Raw genomic sequence first — 15,048 nt, 5'->3', positions numbered from 1 at the left:
CAATTTTGCTAGGTTCAAAATTGGCACCACCACAATACGAAAACAGTCACTTTAACCGTTTTTATCACCCGCTAAAAGATAAACACATCGTTAAAGTGCTTCCTGGTGGTGTCTATTGTACTGACGCTGAGGATGAGTTGATCGCAACTGGTTTAGGCTCTTGTGTCGCGGCATGTATTTGGGATTCTAAGCTGCGTATTGGCGGGATGAACCATTTTCTATTGCCTTTTGATAGCAAATCACAGCTCAAATCTTGGCAGCCTGAAGAGCTTATATCGACCGCATCTCGCTACGGCAGTTACGCCATGGAAATGTTATTTAATGCCATGCTTGAGCGCGGTGCTCAACGCAAGTCGCTGCGCTTGAAGCTGTTTGGTGGCGCGCAAATGATGGGACGCAATTCAATGATCGGTGAAAAGAATATTGCCTTTGTTCTCAATTACGTTGCACAAGAAGGCATGACGGTTGTCTCGCAAGACTTGGGAGGATTAGAGCCAAGAAAAGTACTCTTTGACCCTGTTAGTGGGCAAGTATGGTTAAAGCGAATTCCATTTATTGAAGTTTATCGTTTGCAACATCAAGAAGAGCAATACGCTGACCAACTTGATAAACAGAGCCATCATCAGTCTGATGACGTGGAGTTATTTTTATGAAGAAGATACGAGTGTTGATTGTGGATGACTCACCAGTCTATCGCGCGTTGTTGTCACAGTTAATTAACTCAGATCCTGATCTAGAAGTGGTTGCTGCAGCGGAAGACCCGCTTCAAGCGCGGGAGTTGATTAAACAGCATAACCCCGATGTACTGACGTTAGATATCGAAATGCCGAAAATGAATGGGGTCCAGTTTTTAAAAAATTTAATGCGTCTACGCCCTATGCCTGTGGTGATGATTTCGACTTTAACTCAGCATGGAGCAGATGCCACGCTTGCCGCTCTCGAATTGGGGGCTGTCGACTACTTTCCCAAGCCATCGGTAGACAATACCGCAGAGATGCTCAATTACAAAAGCCTTGTCAACGATAAGATTAAGATTGCCGCAGGTGCCAATGTCACTTCGGTTATGCCTTCGGCCCCAGAAAAATTGGTGGCACCTAAGCATCATCATCACATTGAGTTGATCGCAATAGGCGCGTCAACCGGGGGAACAGAAGCGGTGAGAAAAGTATTGTCTTCCTTACCATCAGGTTTACCTCCAATTGTGATCACGCAACATATTAGTGCGAAGTTTTCCGCATCGTTTGCTCAGCGTTTAAATGATTACAGTGATATAGAAGTCAAAGAGCTGACGGCAACTCAAGCACCATTAACTCATGGTTGCGCGTATCTCGCTCCTGGGGATAAACACTTAACGGTATTGCGACGGGGCAGTCACCTTTATTGCCAACTTGATGACAGACCTGCGGTAAATCGTCACAAGCCGTCGGTGGATGTCATGTTTGACGCTGTCGCAGAAACGGTAGGCGCAAAGGCGATTGGCGTCATCTTAACGGGAATGGGCCAAGACGGTGCGCATGGAATGCTCCGCATGAAACAACTTGGCGCTAGAACTATTGCACAAGACAAAGACTCATCGGTTGTATGGGGGATGCCACGTGTTGCAGTCGAAATGGGTGCAGCTCTGTCGGTTGTCGACATTAACAAAGTGGCACAACAAATCGTTCATTACCTTTCACCGGATGGTTAGTTGCTTACATTATGTCAAGGAAGCAAAAATGCTAATAGACAACAAACTTAACTTAAAAAAACGCTATGTGGCTGCTATTGGTCTGCAAATTATGCTGTTATTGATTGCACTCAGTATGGCCTCCTCTATCGTCAATGTCGCGATGATGATTCTTGCGGCAGCCATTCCTTGGTTTGTCATGCCAAAACAACAAACGCAAGCAAGTGCGGTCGTTATTGAGCCGAGCGAAAAAGAAATCTCTCGTTTTGATATTAGTCAGACTCTGGATCTTATTTCTCATCAATTAATCGAACCGCTTGATCATCAGCGCAGCGTCGTAGATGAATCTGTTAAGACGCTAAATGAAAGCTATTTTGCCTTACAGCAACTGGCCGAAGAGCAAAATAAAATTACCTCAGAGTTGGTTGAGAATTTACTCGGTAATCAAGACAGCGATAGCGATATCAGTAATGTGTTGCCCAAAACCGAAGCCATCATTCGTCAATTTGTCGATACGCTGGTCAATGTTTCGGAAAAGAGTATTTCTGCGGTGCACAGTATTCACGATATGTCTGACAAGCTAGGCACGGTGTTCAAACTACTTGAACAAGTGCGAGGTTTATCAGAGCAAACCAATTTGTTGGCACTGAATGCTGCGATAGAGGCTGCACGTGCAGGGGACGCAGGACGCGGCTTTGCCGTCGTGGCACAAGAGGTGCGTAATCTTTCTGTAAAAGCAGAAGAGTTAAATGGACAGATCGAGGCCGAAATTAATATCGCCCAAAAAACGGTTGAGGAAGCCAATAAAACGGTGGGAGAAATGGCTTCGATTGACATGACAGAAGCGATCGAATCTAAAGAAAAAGTCGATGAGATGTTGAAAGGGGTTCAACGGGTGAACCGCTCTGTAGAGCAAGAAGTGTATAAGATCAGTTCAAGTGGTGACAGACTGCGAGTCCAAGTTGACAACGGAATTCGCGCGTTGCAATTTGCCGACATCATCACTCAACAGGGCGATTATGCTAAGCATAGTGTTGGCTATCTACAGTCACTCTCTGAGCTTTGTCAGCGTTACGACAACGGATCGTTGTCAATCCAAGAATTCACACAGCAAGTTAACCAACTACGACAGCAGATTTCTGGTCGTGATGCGCCAGCCGCGGCGCAGCATAGTATCGAAGAAGGCGAGGTAGAGCTGTTCTAATAATAATATCGCTAGCCGAAAAACGACAGATGGTGAGGAATAAACTATGACAGTAGAAGCACAAGTAGACTCTACAGCAAAGCATATAACGATAATGATAGAGGGAGCTTTCGGATTTAATCTGGTTCAAGACTTTCGCCGTACTTACAGTGATCGTCAAGAATTTCGTTTTACTATCGACCTGCGTAAAGTTGATTACATCGATAGCGCAGGTTTGGGTATGTTACTCAACATGCACAATTATCTCGGCCAGCAAGATGGCACGATACGCATCACCAACACATTACCTCAAGTGAGAAAAATACTGACAATTTCTCGATTCGATAAAAAATTTGATATTGAGTAAATGACTAAGGAGATCGTATGCATGTAATGATCGTAGACGACCATGCAACGAACAGAGAACTATGTCGTTTTATGTTGAGTCATCTCGCTGAGAAGGTGACAACGTTTGAAAATGGTCAGGGTGTTGTGGCGGCAATGAGGCAAATGGAGTCTTTGCCAGATGTTATTTTGCTTGATGTCATGATGCCAGTGAAAGATGGCTTTACCACTGCCCAAGAAATTCGACTCGCTTTCCCTGATATACATATGCCAATTATATTTTTAACGGTGTTGGACGACCATGCGTCGTTTGAGCGCTGCTTAAATTATGGCGATGATTTTATTCTCAAGCCGATTGAACGCAGTGTGATCACGGCTAAAGTTCAAGCTCACTACCGCATTGTCCGTATACACAACCAAGTGATGGAGCAGCGTGATGAACTAAGCCAATTTCATGAACAAGTGCGTTATGAATATGCGATAGCCGAGTCTATATTTTCGAATCTGATGCTTGAGATGAGTGCCCAAGTGCAAAATATCTATGGCATCAATTATCTTTCGACCCCTTCAACCGTATTCAATGGGGATTTAATCGTGGTCGCCAATCGACCTCATGGTGGCGTCTATGTGATGATTGCTGATGCGACCGGGCATGGTCTGCCTGCCGCCATTTCCGCGATTCCGGCTACCCGCGCTTTTTTTTCGATGGCATCAAAAGGTTTGTCGTTGGGAGAAATTGCTCGTGAAGTGAATGAAGTATTGGTGCGTTTTCTGCCGATGGGGATGATGCTCGCCGCGAGTATTTTTGAAGTACGTGCTAATGGCTTTGAAGTTTCTTGGTGGGGAGGAGGGTTGCCTGACGGGTATTTGATTGACCGTAAAGGTGACATCGTACGTCGTCTGGTGTCAACTCACATGCCGCTTGGGGTGCTTAAGCCGCACGAATTTGAAGCAGACATCGTCAATTTCCGTTTAGAGCCAGAGCAACAAATTATCTGTTATACCGATGGTGTCATCGAAGCCTCTGATGAACATGGCGAGCAGTTTGGCCAAGAACGGCTAGAGAAAGTATTCAAACAAAATCGCGCCATTATCCCAACACTTTACGATTCAGTTCGTCAGTTTGCTGATAAAACGGTAGGTGATGACTTATCTATCTTAGCCATGACATTTCCTATTTCAAATGCTAACAACCAGATTTCACCGCCGAATGAGGTCGTTCTTAACCATATTCCCATCGAATCGAAACTTAAGCTCTGTGGCAGCGCGTTGCGTGGTATTAGCGTGATGACAGAGGTCCGTAAATTTCTAACCGGTATACTACATGGTGGTGTACATCTTGATTTGGTTTGCTCAGTGCTTTCTGAATTGTTTGCCAACGCGATTGAGCATGGTTTGTTAAAATTGGACTCGTCAATTAAAGAGGAACAGGATGGGTTTTTCTTATTTTACCAACTCCGCGAAGAGAAGCTGAAGCAGCTCGGCGATGATATGTGGGTTGAGCTAATGATTGATTATGATCCCATTCAGGCACGTTTAACCATGCAGCTAGAGCATAATGGTGAAGGATTTGACTATCGCACACGCGGTAGCAGCCCAGATAAGTCATTAACGCATGGTCGCGGCATTGTTCTTGCTTCTGAATTATGTGATTCATTAGAATATTCGAAACAGGGGCGAAGTGTTACTGCGGTTTATTCACTGTCGGCAGCGCATCACTTTCCGAGCTCAAGCTAGGGTTATTTACAGTGTAAAAAACATCTAGTGATGTAAGCCTTAAAACGTCACACTTTTGATACAGTCCCGCGAATATTTTCTATACACTGAGGCCAGGAAGTATTAAGGACAGAATGACATGTGGGATAAATTTGTCGCGTTTTCTGACGATAACACTCAAGTGTTAGCCAAACTCTCGCCAGATATCACCGTAGATTCAAACTTCGACACTCGAGGTTTGAGCGACGCGTTAGCTAAGATTAACGCCAGCGAATTATACGTTATAGATGATAATGTGACCAAGTTCATCAACTATGCCAAGGAGATGAAAAGTGAAGCGTATGTTGGCGTTGTCATTGCAGAAGTAAGAGATGCGGCTATTGACATCGAGCTTACCGAGCAAGACATGATCGCCAATATGACGGTGACGGGGGCCTATAAAGGCGCTCCCCTAAAAGGCCCACAAATAGTTCATGCGCTGGCTCAAGCACATGTGACTAAAGGCATTAATAAGTTAGCGCTCAAAAAAGTGTTAGTGATGAGCCATCAACTCAAGCCGGGTGAAACTTTTACTCAACCTGTAGCGAAAGGCAAAGAGCCTAAACAAGGCGTTGATGCTAAGTTTATTGCGCTTGTTGACGATCCCAGTAAACAAGTCCTCGCACCGACAGAAGCCACTCCTGGTGGAAAAGTCGATATGCTCAATTTAGGCGAAACCATCAATGTTGCCGCCAATCAACCATTAATGAGGCGTGTTCCTGCAACTAAAGGAACACCGGGCATGACAGTGCAAGGTAAACCTATCCCCGCGAAGTCTGGCAGTGATGCTGTGCTCAAAGAAGGCAAAGGAACAATAATCTCACCGGATGACCCCAACGTGTTGATTGCCGAAGCTTCAGGTATGCCAATCATCAAAGAGCGTACTGTTGAGGTGGAAAACGCCCTTTGCTTACCTACTATCGGTGTCGCAACGGGGCATGTGAAGTTTAAAGGAAACGTTGTTGTGTTGGGCAATATTGAGTCTGACATGATGGTAAGAGCCACAGGCTCACTGACGGTTGGTGGATTCATTGAGTCGGCGGATGTTCAGGTACAAGGCGATATTGAGGTCGCGAAAGGCATTATTGGCCACAATGTTTCAGAGAATGAGCAGAAAAGCTGTATCGTTAAATCAGGGGGGTCTATCACCGCTAACTATGCCCAGTTTTCAGAGTTACAAGCGGCAAATGACATCAATCTCAGCGTCCATTGTATGAACAATGAGCTGCGTTGTGGTCGTGATCTTGTGGTGTGTGATGCCGCTGGGAAGCAAGGGACACTCAGTGGCGGACATGCCAAAGTTGGCAGTAAAATTACTTGTGTAAACCTAGGAGTCGAAGGCGATACTGCTACCTTCATCCATGCCTTTGCTCGTTTTCAAATGTACAAAGATAAGAAAGCCAAACTTAAAGAACAGTACACTCAAGCTCAAGAAGGTACCATGAATATGGTGCGTAAAGAGCTCGAGCTGAAAAAAATACCTAAGTCACAACGAACGCCTGAGCAAGAGCAACAACTTGAACAAGATAAACAGGCAGCTAATGCACATTTAGAGAAAGTTAAAGCCGTTCGCGATAACCATGATAATGAACTTGAGGTAGCCCTCGAAGAAGCAGTTGTTGAGGTTAAGGGTAAAGTTTACAGTCACGTTACCGTCCAGTTTGGTGAAGAAAAGATCATCACTAAACGTGTTTATGGTGCGAGTGTTTTCACATTCAATCAGTTTGAGGTTAAGTTCTCATCTATGTTCGAAGAAGATGATTTAGAACAACAACTATAAACTCTTATCGCCGCTGGCAAGAAGTGCACCCATGGCTTACATGACGGGTGTATTGATTCAAGCGGCGTGTTTGAATTGTTCAATAGGCGCTTTTTAGCGCATTGCAGACCCGTTTTGAGCTATTTGCTAGAATCACTTAAAACGGATAGTGAGTGAAAATATCATCAATCATTTGCTCAAGTGGCAATTCATCATGACTTGCTTTGATATAAGTTCTTAATCCAGAGATCTGAATCTGAACGTGACGTGCCAGTTGCTGAAGATCTTTATCGGCTCGAATTTCTCCCTGTTGCTGTGCAAGCCTTAACGCCTTGGTAAACTCGGTTTCCATGCTTTGATAGCACTTTTTGGCATGCTCAAGCAGATCATGCTGCTCATCAGTAAGTTCAGCAATGGTTTTAGCTAACATACACATGCCATTGGGCGCATGAGTACGAGAATCAATGACAATCAATTTTATAAACTGTTTTAAAGCTTGAATTGGTGAGTCATTTGCAGCAAGACACCGCTCAAGGTCTGCTCGCCCGCAGTCGGTATAGTTATCCAGCGCTTGCTTAAACAGCTCATCCTTACTACCGAAGGCTGCGTAGATGCTCCCAGGTCGCATGTCGATCGCATCTTGCAAACTACGCATTGATGTCCCATGAAACCCTTTCTGCCAATAGAGATTGGTTGCTTTCTCAATCACCTGTTGACGATCAAACTTAGCCGCCTTAGCCACAATAATACCTATATTCTTGAACGATAGTTCAAATTATAGAGACTGACTCACGCCAGGTAAAGCGCAAAGGCTTCAACTGCGATTCCTGGTGCTAGATGTTGCAATAGCCAAACAAAAACAGTGAATAAAACCAATCGGCAGTACTGTTTTGAACGTTCGTTCAAAATAGTTGTTGAACGTTCGTTCAAATGCTTCTATAGTCGTTTGCAACGGGACAAATCCTGCCACATGAAAAATAAAGATAAATATAGGAACGACTATGACTGACTTTACGGTACACACAGCAGAAGACGCACCACAACAGAGCCGAGAAATTCTTGCTGGCGCACAGAAACAAATGGGTGCGATTCCGGGTTTGCTTGCGCGTCTTGCTGCCTCGCCACAAACCTTGATTGGCTACAACCAACTTCACCAGCAGTTTGTTAACTCGTCGTTTGATGCTGAAGAGCTAACGGTGGTGTGGCAAACCATCAACGTCGAGCATGAGTGTCATTACTGTGTTCCAGCACATACCGCGATTGCTCATTCGATGAAAGTTGACCCTGCGGTTACCGAAGCGCTGCGCAACAACGCGCCGATGCCAACTCAGAAACTGCAAGCACTGCACGACTTCACTTTAAGCATGGTACGTAAGCGTGGTGACGTGTCAGAGCAAGAGGTCGAGGCTTTCTTTGCAGCAGGTTATAGTCATCAGCAAATTCTTGAGGTGATTTTAGGCCTGTCGCAAAAGGTCATCAGTAACTACGTAAACCGTGTCGCTAAAACGCCGTTAGATGAAATGTTTCAGCCGTACGCTTGGGTAGTCTAAGTTTATAAAGTAAGCGCTCACTTTAAGTTGGCGCTTACTTTTTACTCATACTTGTGGTTTAACGGCAGTTTTCTGAATGGTTATGAATGGTAAAGCAGTGACACTGGTTAAAAATGGCAAACGCTTGTAACTCTTGCTCTAACGCAGTCAAAAACGTGTCTTTATCTTTTAAATTCGCCTCGGTAAATAGATGCAGTACATCAAGCCTTGAGTGGTTTTTGTCAACTTTACAATCGGCACGCGCGACCAATTGACCATTCCAAAGTATTGGTAGACAGAAATAACCAAATTGCCGCTTCTGTTTTGGTACGTAGCATTCGATCAAATAGTCAAAATTGAAGATGTCACTTGCTCGTTTCCTTTGAATCAGCAGATTGTCAAACGGGGAAAGAATTTTTGCACGTTTGCGATTAAGGCGTTTGTTTACCAGTTCAAGTGCTTTGATGCAGACATAGTATTCACCGGATCCTATCTTCACTTTGGTGATTTTTTGCATCGCTTCTAAGTAGTGTAGAGCTTGTTTGACAATATCCCGCACGTCTTTGAGCTGATAGACCATTTCAGCTAACGAGCCGAAACCGTGAGCATTGAGATAGCTCATGACTAGAAAGCGCCCGTATTCTTGAGCGGTTGGCATTGAAGTATTCGTCTCTGGAGGTAAGACGCGCGAGGTTAAGTCATAAACTTTTTGAAAACCGCGCCTCTCAGCGATCATCAAATCCCCCTGCATGTATAAGTTTTCGAGCGCTCGCTTGCTAGGTTTGGTATTCCAGCCGTCAGTTTTGTTGGCTTTAGATTCGAAATCCTTGGCCATTAACGGCCCCTCTTCTTCAATGCGACGCAGAACGTTTTGCATCAACTGACGGTCTTTGCAATACCAATGACGTTGCTCACCTGACTTGATAGCGGCCTTACGTGGCAAGGTATAACGATAGTGTTTGATTGGTAAGTAAGCCGCGGCGTGTGACCAATACTCGAACACTTTTTTGTTCGCGACCAACTGCTCAAGGTGGTGAGGTTGATAGTTAAGGTTTCGGCTCCAAAGGGTATGGTGGTGCGCTCGTTGTACCACTGAAATTGTGTCTATCTGCACATAGCCGAGTTGCTCAAAGACTTTGAGAGTTTTGTCGTATGCGCCGCTTTTTTGCGCAGAGGAGGGCAACCCTTGTGACAGCAGGGCCAGTTTTTGTGCTTGGGGTAGTGATAGAGATTCCATAGTGAGTGCGATTCCTTGCGTGCGCAGAAGAGATAATAGTGATGTGGCGCTCGATTCTTCTGAACGATATGTTTGCATGCTGACTTGCTATCTGCAATAGGGTCTGTACAAAAAGTAAGCGCTAGCTTCCTTTTAATGGCTGACACTGATTAGATCCAGGTTCAGGTAACAAATTTCGCGATTATTGAAATTTTTTATCTGAGTTTCCTATCCTTATATTCACAGTGAACAAAATATGTGCGCCTTTGCTAAAGACTTTGAAAAGTAAGCATTGAGTCGAACCAACCTAGGAAACGAGCATGGATATTGCCAACTCGATAAACAACGGATTGTTACAACAAGAATGGTCTGCACCTGTTTTGTTTGTCGCGATTATCTTGCTCTCATATTTACTGGAAGATTTAGCCATAGTGACTGCCGCGACGTTAGCTGTGCAGCAAACCATGCCGACCAGTATGGCACTGCTGGCGATTTTTATTGGTATCAGCAGTGGAGATCTTGCGCTCTATTTGGTCGGAAAAGCGGCTAAAAAAGTCCCTTTGCTTCGTTATCGACTATTGCGTTTTCAGCGCGGCAGACGAGTGAGACGTCAGCTGCAACAACACGCACTAGTGACCTTATTTGTGGTGCGCTTTGTTCCGGGTCTGAGAACGGTCGGTTTTACCCTCAGTGGTTTTGTCGATATCGAGATAAAAACCTTTTTTATTGCAGTGTTGAGCGCGACTGCATTGTGGACGGCACTTGTCTTTGGCTCTTTACTTCAACTAGGTCAGCTGAGCTGGATACAGTCACAACCGATGGGATGGCTGCTTATTCCCTGTGGTGTGTTTGTGTTGTGGCTAGTCAATACACTGATAACTAAACGCTTGGTAAGGAATAAGTATGACACCGCTCGCTAAGTTAGAAACCTTGCCGCAAGGGCGTATCAATGCTGGCATGCCAGTGTTAGATCCGCCCAAACGCGTTATCTCTCCTTTTGAGTTTCTACCAACGTGGTTTTTTTATACGCCAGTCTTAATTCAAAGTGCTGCTTTGAGTTGTTGGCATCGTGATTGGGCGTTACCTCTGCTTGCCAATCCGGGCATCAAGCTCAGCGGCATGGTGGGCGAGTCAAAACACGATATTTTCACCTCGGTCGGTGAGCAAACCAAAGCATGGATATTGCCCTTTATCACCGTGAGTAAAAGCGCGGTTAGTCTTGATGAACAAGTGGACAACGTGCTCGTAGAGTTAACACGAGCTTCACTCTCCTATCCGCTGGTGGCAAAGCCAGATCTGGGTTGTCGTGGTGTTGGGGTTAAATTGGTTCAAGATCAGCAGCAGCTATATCAATACATTCAATCTTTTCCTAATAAGGGACGCTTCTTATTGCAACAGAAATCACGTTATCGCGCTGAAGCTGGGGTGTTTTACGTCCGTCAGCCTGAGGAGCGCTGTGGCAAAATCATCTCATTGACGTTGAAATACAGCCCCTTGGTGGTAGGTGATGGCGTATCGACACTAAAAGCGCTGATCGAACGTTGCCCGCGAGCGGGTAAACTCAAGCATCTCTATCTACCGCGCCATACCCAAGATTTAGATCGAGTCTTGGGGCTAGGGGAAGAGTTCCAATTGGCTTTTGCTGGTAGCCATTCCCGTGGCGCAATTTTCCGCAGTGGTAACGCGTTTATTACCGAAGCGCTTGAAAAAGCGCTCGACGGCGTGTTAGCGGATTTCCCTGGTTTTTGTTACGGACGATTAGATATCAAGTTTGAGGATATCAATCTACTCATGAGAGGGGAAAGCTTCGACATTCTTGAGATAAACGGTGCCAGTAGTGAGGCGGCGCACATTTGGGACAGTGATACTCCACTACGGGAGATCTTTGCCACTTTGCTCAAGCAGTACCGCTTGCTGTATCAGATAGGCGCTAAACACAAGCAACAAGGTCTGCAAAGCCCGAGTCTCTCTGTGTTGATGCAGGCGTGGCGAGAAGAAAAACGGCTGACCAAACTTTACCCGATGACCGATTAACCGTGCAATTTAGTAAGGCGTTAAATAATGAATAATATCCATCCTGACCTTGCTTTAGAGAGCAAGGCAAAAACTTCCCCTGTGGTAGTTGGCTGTATAGAAACTCTGTCGCAAGGGTACGAGTTTCTCGAACTACTAAATGACGATGACTATGTTTATGTGGCCCAGCCGCATGTCAGTAGCTCTATCGGGGAGCATTATCGTCATTGGATCGATCTGTTTCAGGCGATTCAGCATCAATCGGGAAAAATTGACTACAACGTCCGTCGTCGCGGTCATAGAGTCGAAAGAAGCATCAGTCTTGCTAAACAAGAGATTGCCGAGTTGATCCAGTGGTTATTCAACTTACCGCACCAGCAGCTTAACCAAAACGTGTGTGTAGAAACGGAAATCATGTTGTCGCAAACCCATAGTGAAGAGGTCAAGTCAACATTGGTTCGTGAGCTCACCTTTGCGACTTTACATGCGACCCATCATTTCGCAATGGCGAAAGTGGTTGCCTCGTTACGTGGCGTGCAAACTCAAGCCAGTTTTGGCGTTGCACCCGCGACCGCAAGCTACCAAAGAGCGCAATAAATTATGTGTACACTTTCTTGGGTTTATCATGGCAGCAACCACTACCAAGTCTACTTCAATCGCGATGAACAGCGCTCACGTGCACCCGCGCTTGAGCCACAGCGGTTTGTGATTGATGGCGTGCATTGTGTGATGCCGATTGATCCGGTTGGCGGAGGCAGTTGGATTACCACCAATCAGTATGGTGTGACGCTCTGTTTGCTCAACTACTATCAAGGTTCACTGCCACAAGGTGTACTGACGAGTCGCGGTTTGATTGTGAAGCGCTTAGCAAGCAGTGCTGTTAGTGAAGAGGTCGATAGCCGCCTTCTGGCAATGGATCTGAGCCATTTTGCTCCTTTTACTCTTGTGTCGTTTGATACTCGGCGCAATGCTAACCAGACCCCGGTGTGGCTATGGGATGGTGTAGAACTTCACCGCACTCACGGGAGTGCCCCGATCACTTCAGCTGCGCTGCATTTTGATAAGGCGCACCACTACCGCTGCCAGTTGTTTAATCACTTAATACAACACAATTCACAGCTAGAGCTTGGTCAGCAGTTCCATCAAACCCACGATGTCTCAGCGCCGCATTTATCTCCGCTAATGGTCAGAGACGATGCACGAACGGTCAGTTTTACGTCTGTTATCGTCTCTTCTAATCAGCAGAAAATGATTTATCAGTCCATTGATGAGCAGCTCAATATCGACTTTGCTACCCAACAGAGCTGTTTGCCGGCTGAAACAATACAACAAGGAGTTTTTAAATGAAGAAACTATTTTTACTATTTGTCTTACTGTTGAGCACGCCAGTGCTGGCCAAAGATGAAATCTCAACCAGTCTGTTTAGCAATAAAGCGCTCAGTGGTTTTGATACGGTGGCTTATTTTACCCAAGGCAAGGCAGTTGAAGGCAATAGCCAGTGGCACAGTGAATACAAAGGTGCCGATTGGTATTTTTCTTCGCAGCAGAATCTTGAGTTATTTCTTTCTGACCCTCAGCGGTACGCGCCTCAGTACGGTGGATACTGCGCCTGGGCGGTATCGGTCAAAAATGACTTTGCTCCTTCGGACCCTCACCAGTGGGCGATCGTCGACGGTAAGCTCTACCTTAACTACAGCGCTAAAGTGAAACAGTGGTGGGATCAAGATCAAGCGGGTCATATTCAGGTCGCAGATCAGAACTGGCCTACGTTGATTGGCCAATAAACGATGAGGATCACCCAATGATAGCCAGTCCGTTTCGATTACCGCGTAAAACGCCCTTTGGTATTGGTGAGTCTGTATTAGAGTGGGCGACGGGGTTAGCACGACTTGATACGCTCTATTGTCAAAGCGCGTTACCGAAAAATAGCTTTGATTTTATGACAGAAGCGCTGGCGCGTATTGGTACTCAGTATCAGGTTGATCACGGCAGCTTGGACAATATTCCCCCGCAGGGACCAGTATTGATCGTGGCTAACCATCCATTTGGAGGCATAGAAGGGATTATTCTCGCCTCATTGATTGCTCAGGTGCGCAAAGATGTCAAAGTGTTGGCGAATGAGTTGCTCAAACGAATCCCAGAGCTTGATGAGTTGTTTATTGGCGTCGATGTGTTTGGTGGTGAACGGGGGCGTGCGACCAATCGCAAAGCTATTAAACAAGCGAATCAACATCTTAAACAAGGAGGTGTGTTGATCATCTTTCCAGCGGGTGAGGTTTCTGCTTGGCAAGCTGGCGACAAACGGGTCACAGACAAACAGTGGAGCCAATCTGTTGCAAAGTTCATCAAACACACCCAAGCCACCACGGTACCTGTGTTCATTCGTGGTATGAACAGTAAGCTGTTCTACCAACTCGGGCGCATCCATCCATTGCTTAGGACTGCGTTACTCGGGCGAGAATTATTAAACAAGGCGGGGCAGACAATTTCAGTGTCGATCGGTAGTCCTATTGTGTTTAGTGAGGTTAAAGACTTTGCCAGCGATCAAGAGGTGACGCACTACTTGCGTCTTAATACCTATTTGATGAGCAGTTTAGATCAAGCGCCACAGACGCTGCCAATCCCTGATCAAGCTGAGCCGATCATCGCACCAGTTGCGATAGCGCTTCTCGAGCAAGAGTTAGCCAAGCTGAGTGACTACAAGCTACTTGATCAGGGCGAGTTTTCGGTCTATTGCGCACCAACGAAACAAATACCCCATATGATGCGCGAGATTGGCCGAGTGCGAGAAGAGAGCTTTCGCCAGGTGGGGGAAGGCAGCGGGCGCAGTTGTGACATTGACCAGTTTGATCCACATTATCATCAGTTGTTTGTTTGGCATAATCATCAGCGCGAGTTGGTCGGCGCGTATCGTTTAGGTTTAGTGGACCAACTGGTTGAACAAGGAGGCGTCGATGCACTCTATTCGTCGAGTTTATTTCAATATGACCAGAGTTTTTTAGCTAAGCTTGGTCGCTCAATTGAAGTCGGGCGATCTGTGGTGGCGCAGCCTTATCAACGAAATATGCAATCACTACTGCTGCTTTGGAAGGGCATTGCGACCTTTGTCCATCGTCAGCCCAATTATACTCACCTGTTTGGCCCTGTAAGTATTAGTAATGATTACAGTCCTGTTGCAAGGCAGCTTATCGCCTCGGTAATGACAGTACACTATTATGACGATGATAAAGCACGGTTAGTTCATCCCACCACACCACTGCAACCAAGTGGAGAGGAGTTTTGGCGCCCCGATATGCTAAGCTCGTTGGTCAAGCTCCCTTTACTGTCCAAAGTCCTCAGCCGCTTAGAGCAAGGGATGGGTATGCCAGTGTTACTGCGCCAATATTTAGGGTTAAACGGCAAGCTTGTCTGCTTTAATGTCGATCCTGCGTTTAACTTTGCCCTTGATGGTTTGATCGTGGTCGATTTAACCGAAGTCTCTGAGCGTGTTCTGGCTAAGTACATGGGACGAGAGCAGGCTCAAACCTATCTAAGCCATCACACTCAAAAAGATGCTTAAGCAAGGCGGTTTGATTATGGGTA

Annotated in this window: 15 protein-coding genes; 13 read left to right on the top strand and 2 right to left on the bottom strand. The window is 45.8% G+C overall.

Features of this window, described 5'->3' with window-relative positions:
• The first annotated feature begins 5 nt into the window (after positions 1-5).
• The 6 genes from ViNHUV68_RS15625 (at position 6) to ViNHUV68_RS15600 (ending at position 6,729) form a co-directional block, all read left to right on the top strand.
• Positions 6-653, top strand: coding sequence for a chemotaxis protein CheD (locus ViNHUV68_RS15625; RefSeq protein ID WP_391091444.1), 648 nt, complete (start codon positions 6-8; stop codon positions 651-653).
• Complete coding sequence (locus tag ViNHUV68_RS15620) at positions 650-1,687, top strand: chemotaxis-specific protein-glutamate methyltransferase CheB (protein ID WP_391091442.1); 1,038 nt, start codon at positions 650-652, stop codon at positions 1,685-1,687. The genes ViNHUV68_RS15625 and ViNHUV68_RS15620 overlap by 4 nt, the downstream gene beginning before the upstream one ends.
• 28 nt (positions 1,688-1,715) lie before the next feature.
• Positions 1,716-2,870: a methyl-accepting chemotaxis protein gene (locus ViNHUV68_RS15615; protein WP_391091440.1), complete on the top strand. Its 1,155-nt coding sequence runs from the start codon at positions 1,716-1,718 to the stop codon at positions 2,868-2,870.
• A 46-nt stretch (positions 2,871-2,916) separates the two neighbouring features.
• Positions 2,917-3,216: an STAS domain-containing protein gene (locus ViNHUV68_RS15610; protein ID WP_038173372.1), complete on the top strand. Its 300-nt coding sequence runs from the start codon at positions 2,917-2,919 to the stop codon at positions 3,214-3,216.
• Between the two features lie 17 nt (positions 3,217-3,233).
• On the top strand, positions 3,234-4,931 hold the full coding sequence (locus ViNHUV68_RS15605) for a SpoIIE family protein phosphatase (RefSeq protein WP_038173371.1): 1,698 nt from the start codon (positions 3,234-3,236) through the stop codon (positions 4,929-4,931).
• Positions 4,932-5,049: 118 nt separating this feature from the next.
• Positions 5,050-6,729: a FapA family protein gene (locus tag ViNHUV68_RS15600; RefSeq protein WP_391091438.1), complete on the top strand. Its 1,680-nt coding sequence runs from the start codon at positions 5,050-5,052 to the stop codon at positions 6,727-6,729.
• Positions 6,730-6,865: 136 nt separating this feature from the next.
• Here ViNHUV68_RS15600 and ViNHUV68_RS15595 read toward each other — a convergent pair whose 3' ends face one another.
• Complete coding sequence (locus tag ViNHUV68_RS15595) at positions 6,866-7,450, bottom strand: TetR family transcriptional regulator C-terminal domain-containing protein (RefSeq protein ID WP_391091436.1); 585 nt, start codon at positions 7,448-7,450, stop codon at positions 6,866-6,868.
• A 259-nt stretch (positions 7,451-7,709) separates the two neighbouring features.
• Here ViNHUV68_RS15595 and ViNHUV68_RS15590 point away from each other — a divergent pair, with 259 nt between their 5' ends.
• Positions 7,710-8,258, top strand: a complete 549-nt coding sequence (locus ViNHUV68_RS15590; protein WP_391091434.1) for a carboxymuconolactone decarboxylase family protein — start codon at positions 7,710-7,712, stop codon at positions 8,256-8,258.
• A 58-nt stretch (positions 8,259-8,316) separates the two neighbouring features.
• Here ViNHUV68_RS15590 and ViNHUV68_RS15585 read toward each other — a convergent pair whose 3' ends face one another.
• The gene (locus ViNHUV68_RS15585; protein WP_391091847.1) at positions 8,317-9,474 is read right to left on the bottom strand and encodes a DNA glycosylase AlkZ-like family protein; all 1,158 of its coding nucleotides are present in this window, start codon (positions 9,472-9,474) and stop codon (positions 8,317-8,319) included.
• Between the two features lie 299 nt (positions 9,475-9,773).
• Here ViNHUV68_RS15585 and ViNHUV68_RS15580 point away from each other — a divergent pair, with 299 nt between their 5' ends.
• From ViNHUV68_RS15580 to ViNHUV68_RS15555, 6 genes are read left to right on the top strand one after another with little or no spacing between them, the layout of a single operon-like run.
• Positions 9,774-10,373, top strand: coding sequence for a VTT domain-containing protein (locus tag ViNHUV68_RS15580; protein WP_391091432.1), 600 nt, complete (start codon positions 9,774-9,776; stop codon positions 10,371-10,373).
• On the top strand, positions 10,357-11,487 hold the full coding sequence (locus ViNHUV68_RS15575; protein ID WP_391091430.1) for a D-alanine--D-alanine ligase: 1,131 nt from the start codon (positions 10,357-10,359) through the stop codon (positions 11,485-11,487). The genes ViNHUV68_RS15580 and ViNHUV68_RS15575 overlap by 17 nt, the downstream gene beginning before the upstream one ends.
• 27 nt (positions 11,488-11,514) lie before the next feature.
• Complete coding sequence (locus ViNHUV68_RS15570; protein WP_391091428.1) at positions 11,515-12,063, top strand: hypothetical protein; 549 nt, start codon at positions 11,515-11,517, stop codon at positions 12,061-12,063.
• A gap of 3 nt (positions 12,064-12,066) precedes the next feature.
• Complete coding sequence (locus tag ViNHUV68_RS15565; RefSeq protein WP_038173360.1) at positions 12,067-12,813, top strand: NRDE family protein; 747 nt, start codon at positions 12,067-12,069, stop codon at positions 12,811-12,813.
• On the top strand, positions 12,810-13,250 hold the full coding sequence (locus ViNHUV68_RS15560; protein WP_038173359.1) for a YHS domain-containing (seleno)protein: 441 nt from the start codon (positions 12,810-12,812) through the stop codon (positions 13,248-13,250). Before ViNHUV68_RS15565 ends, ViNHUV68_RS15560 begins: the two co-directional genes overlap by 4 nt.
• Positions 13,251-13,267: 17 nt before the next feature.
• Complete coding sequence (locus ViNHUV68_RS15555) at positions 13,268-15,025, top strand: GNAT family N-acyltransferase (RefSeq protein WP_391091425.1); 1,758 nt, start codon at positions 13,268-13,270, stop codon at positions 15,023-15,025.
• Positions 15,026-15,048 lie beyond the last annotated feature (23 nt).

Source organism: Vibrio sp. NH-UV-68, from assembly GCF_042940635.1.
Classification (GTDB): Bacteria; Pseudomonadota; Gammaproteobacteria; order Enterobacterales; family Vibrionaceae; genus Vibrio; species Vibrio pacinii.
The sequence above is the reverse complement of the archived record's forward strand: the minus strand, read 5'-3'. Positions and strand labels throughout refer to the sequence as shown.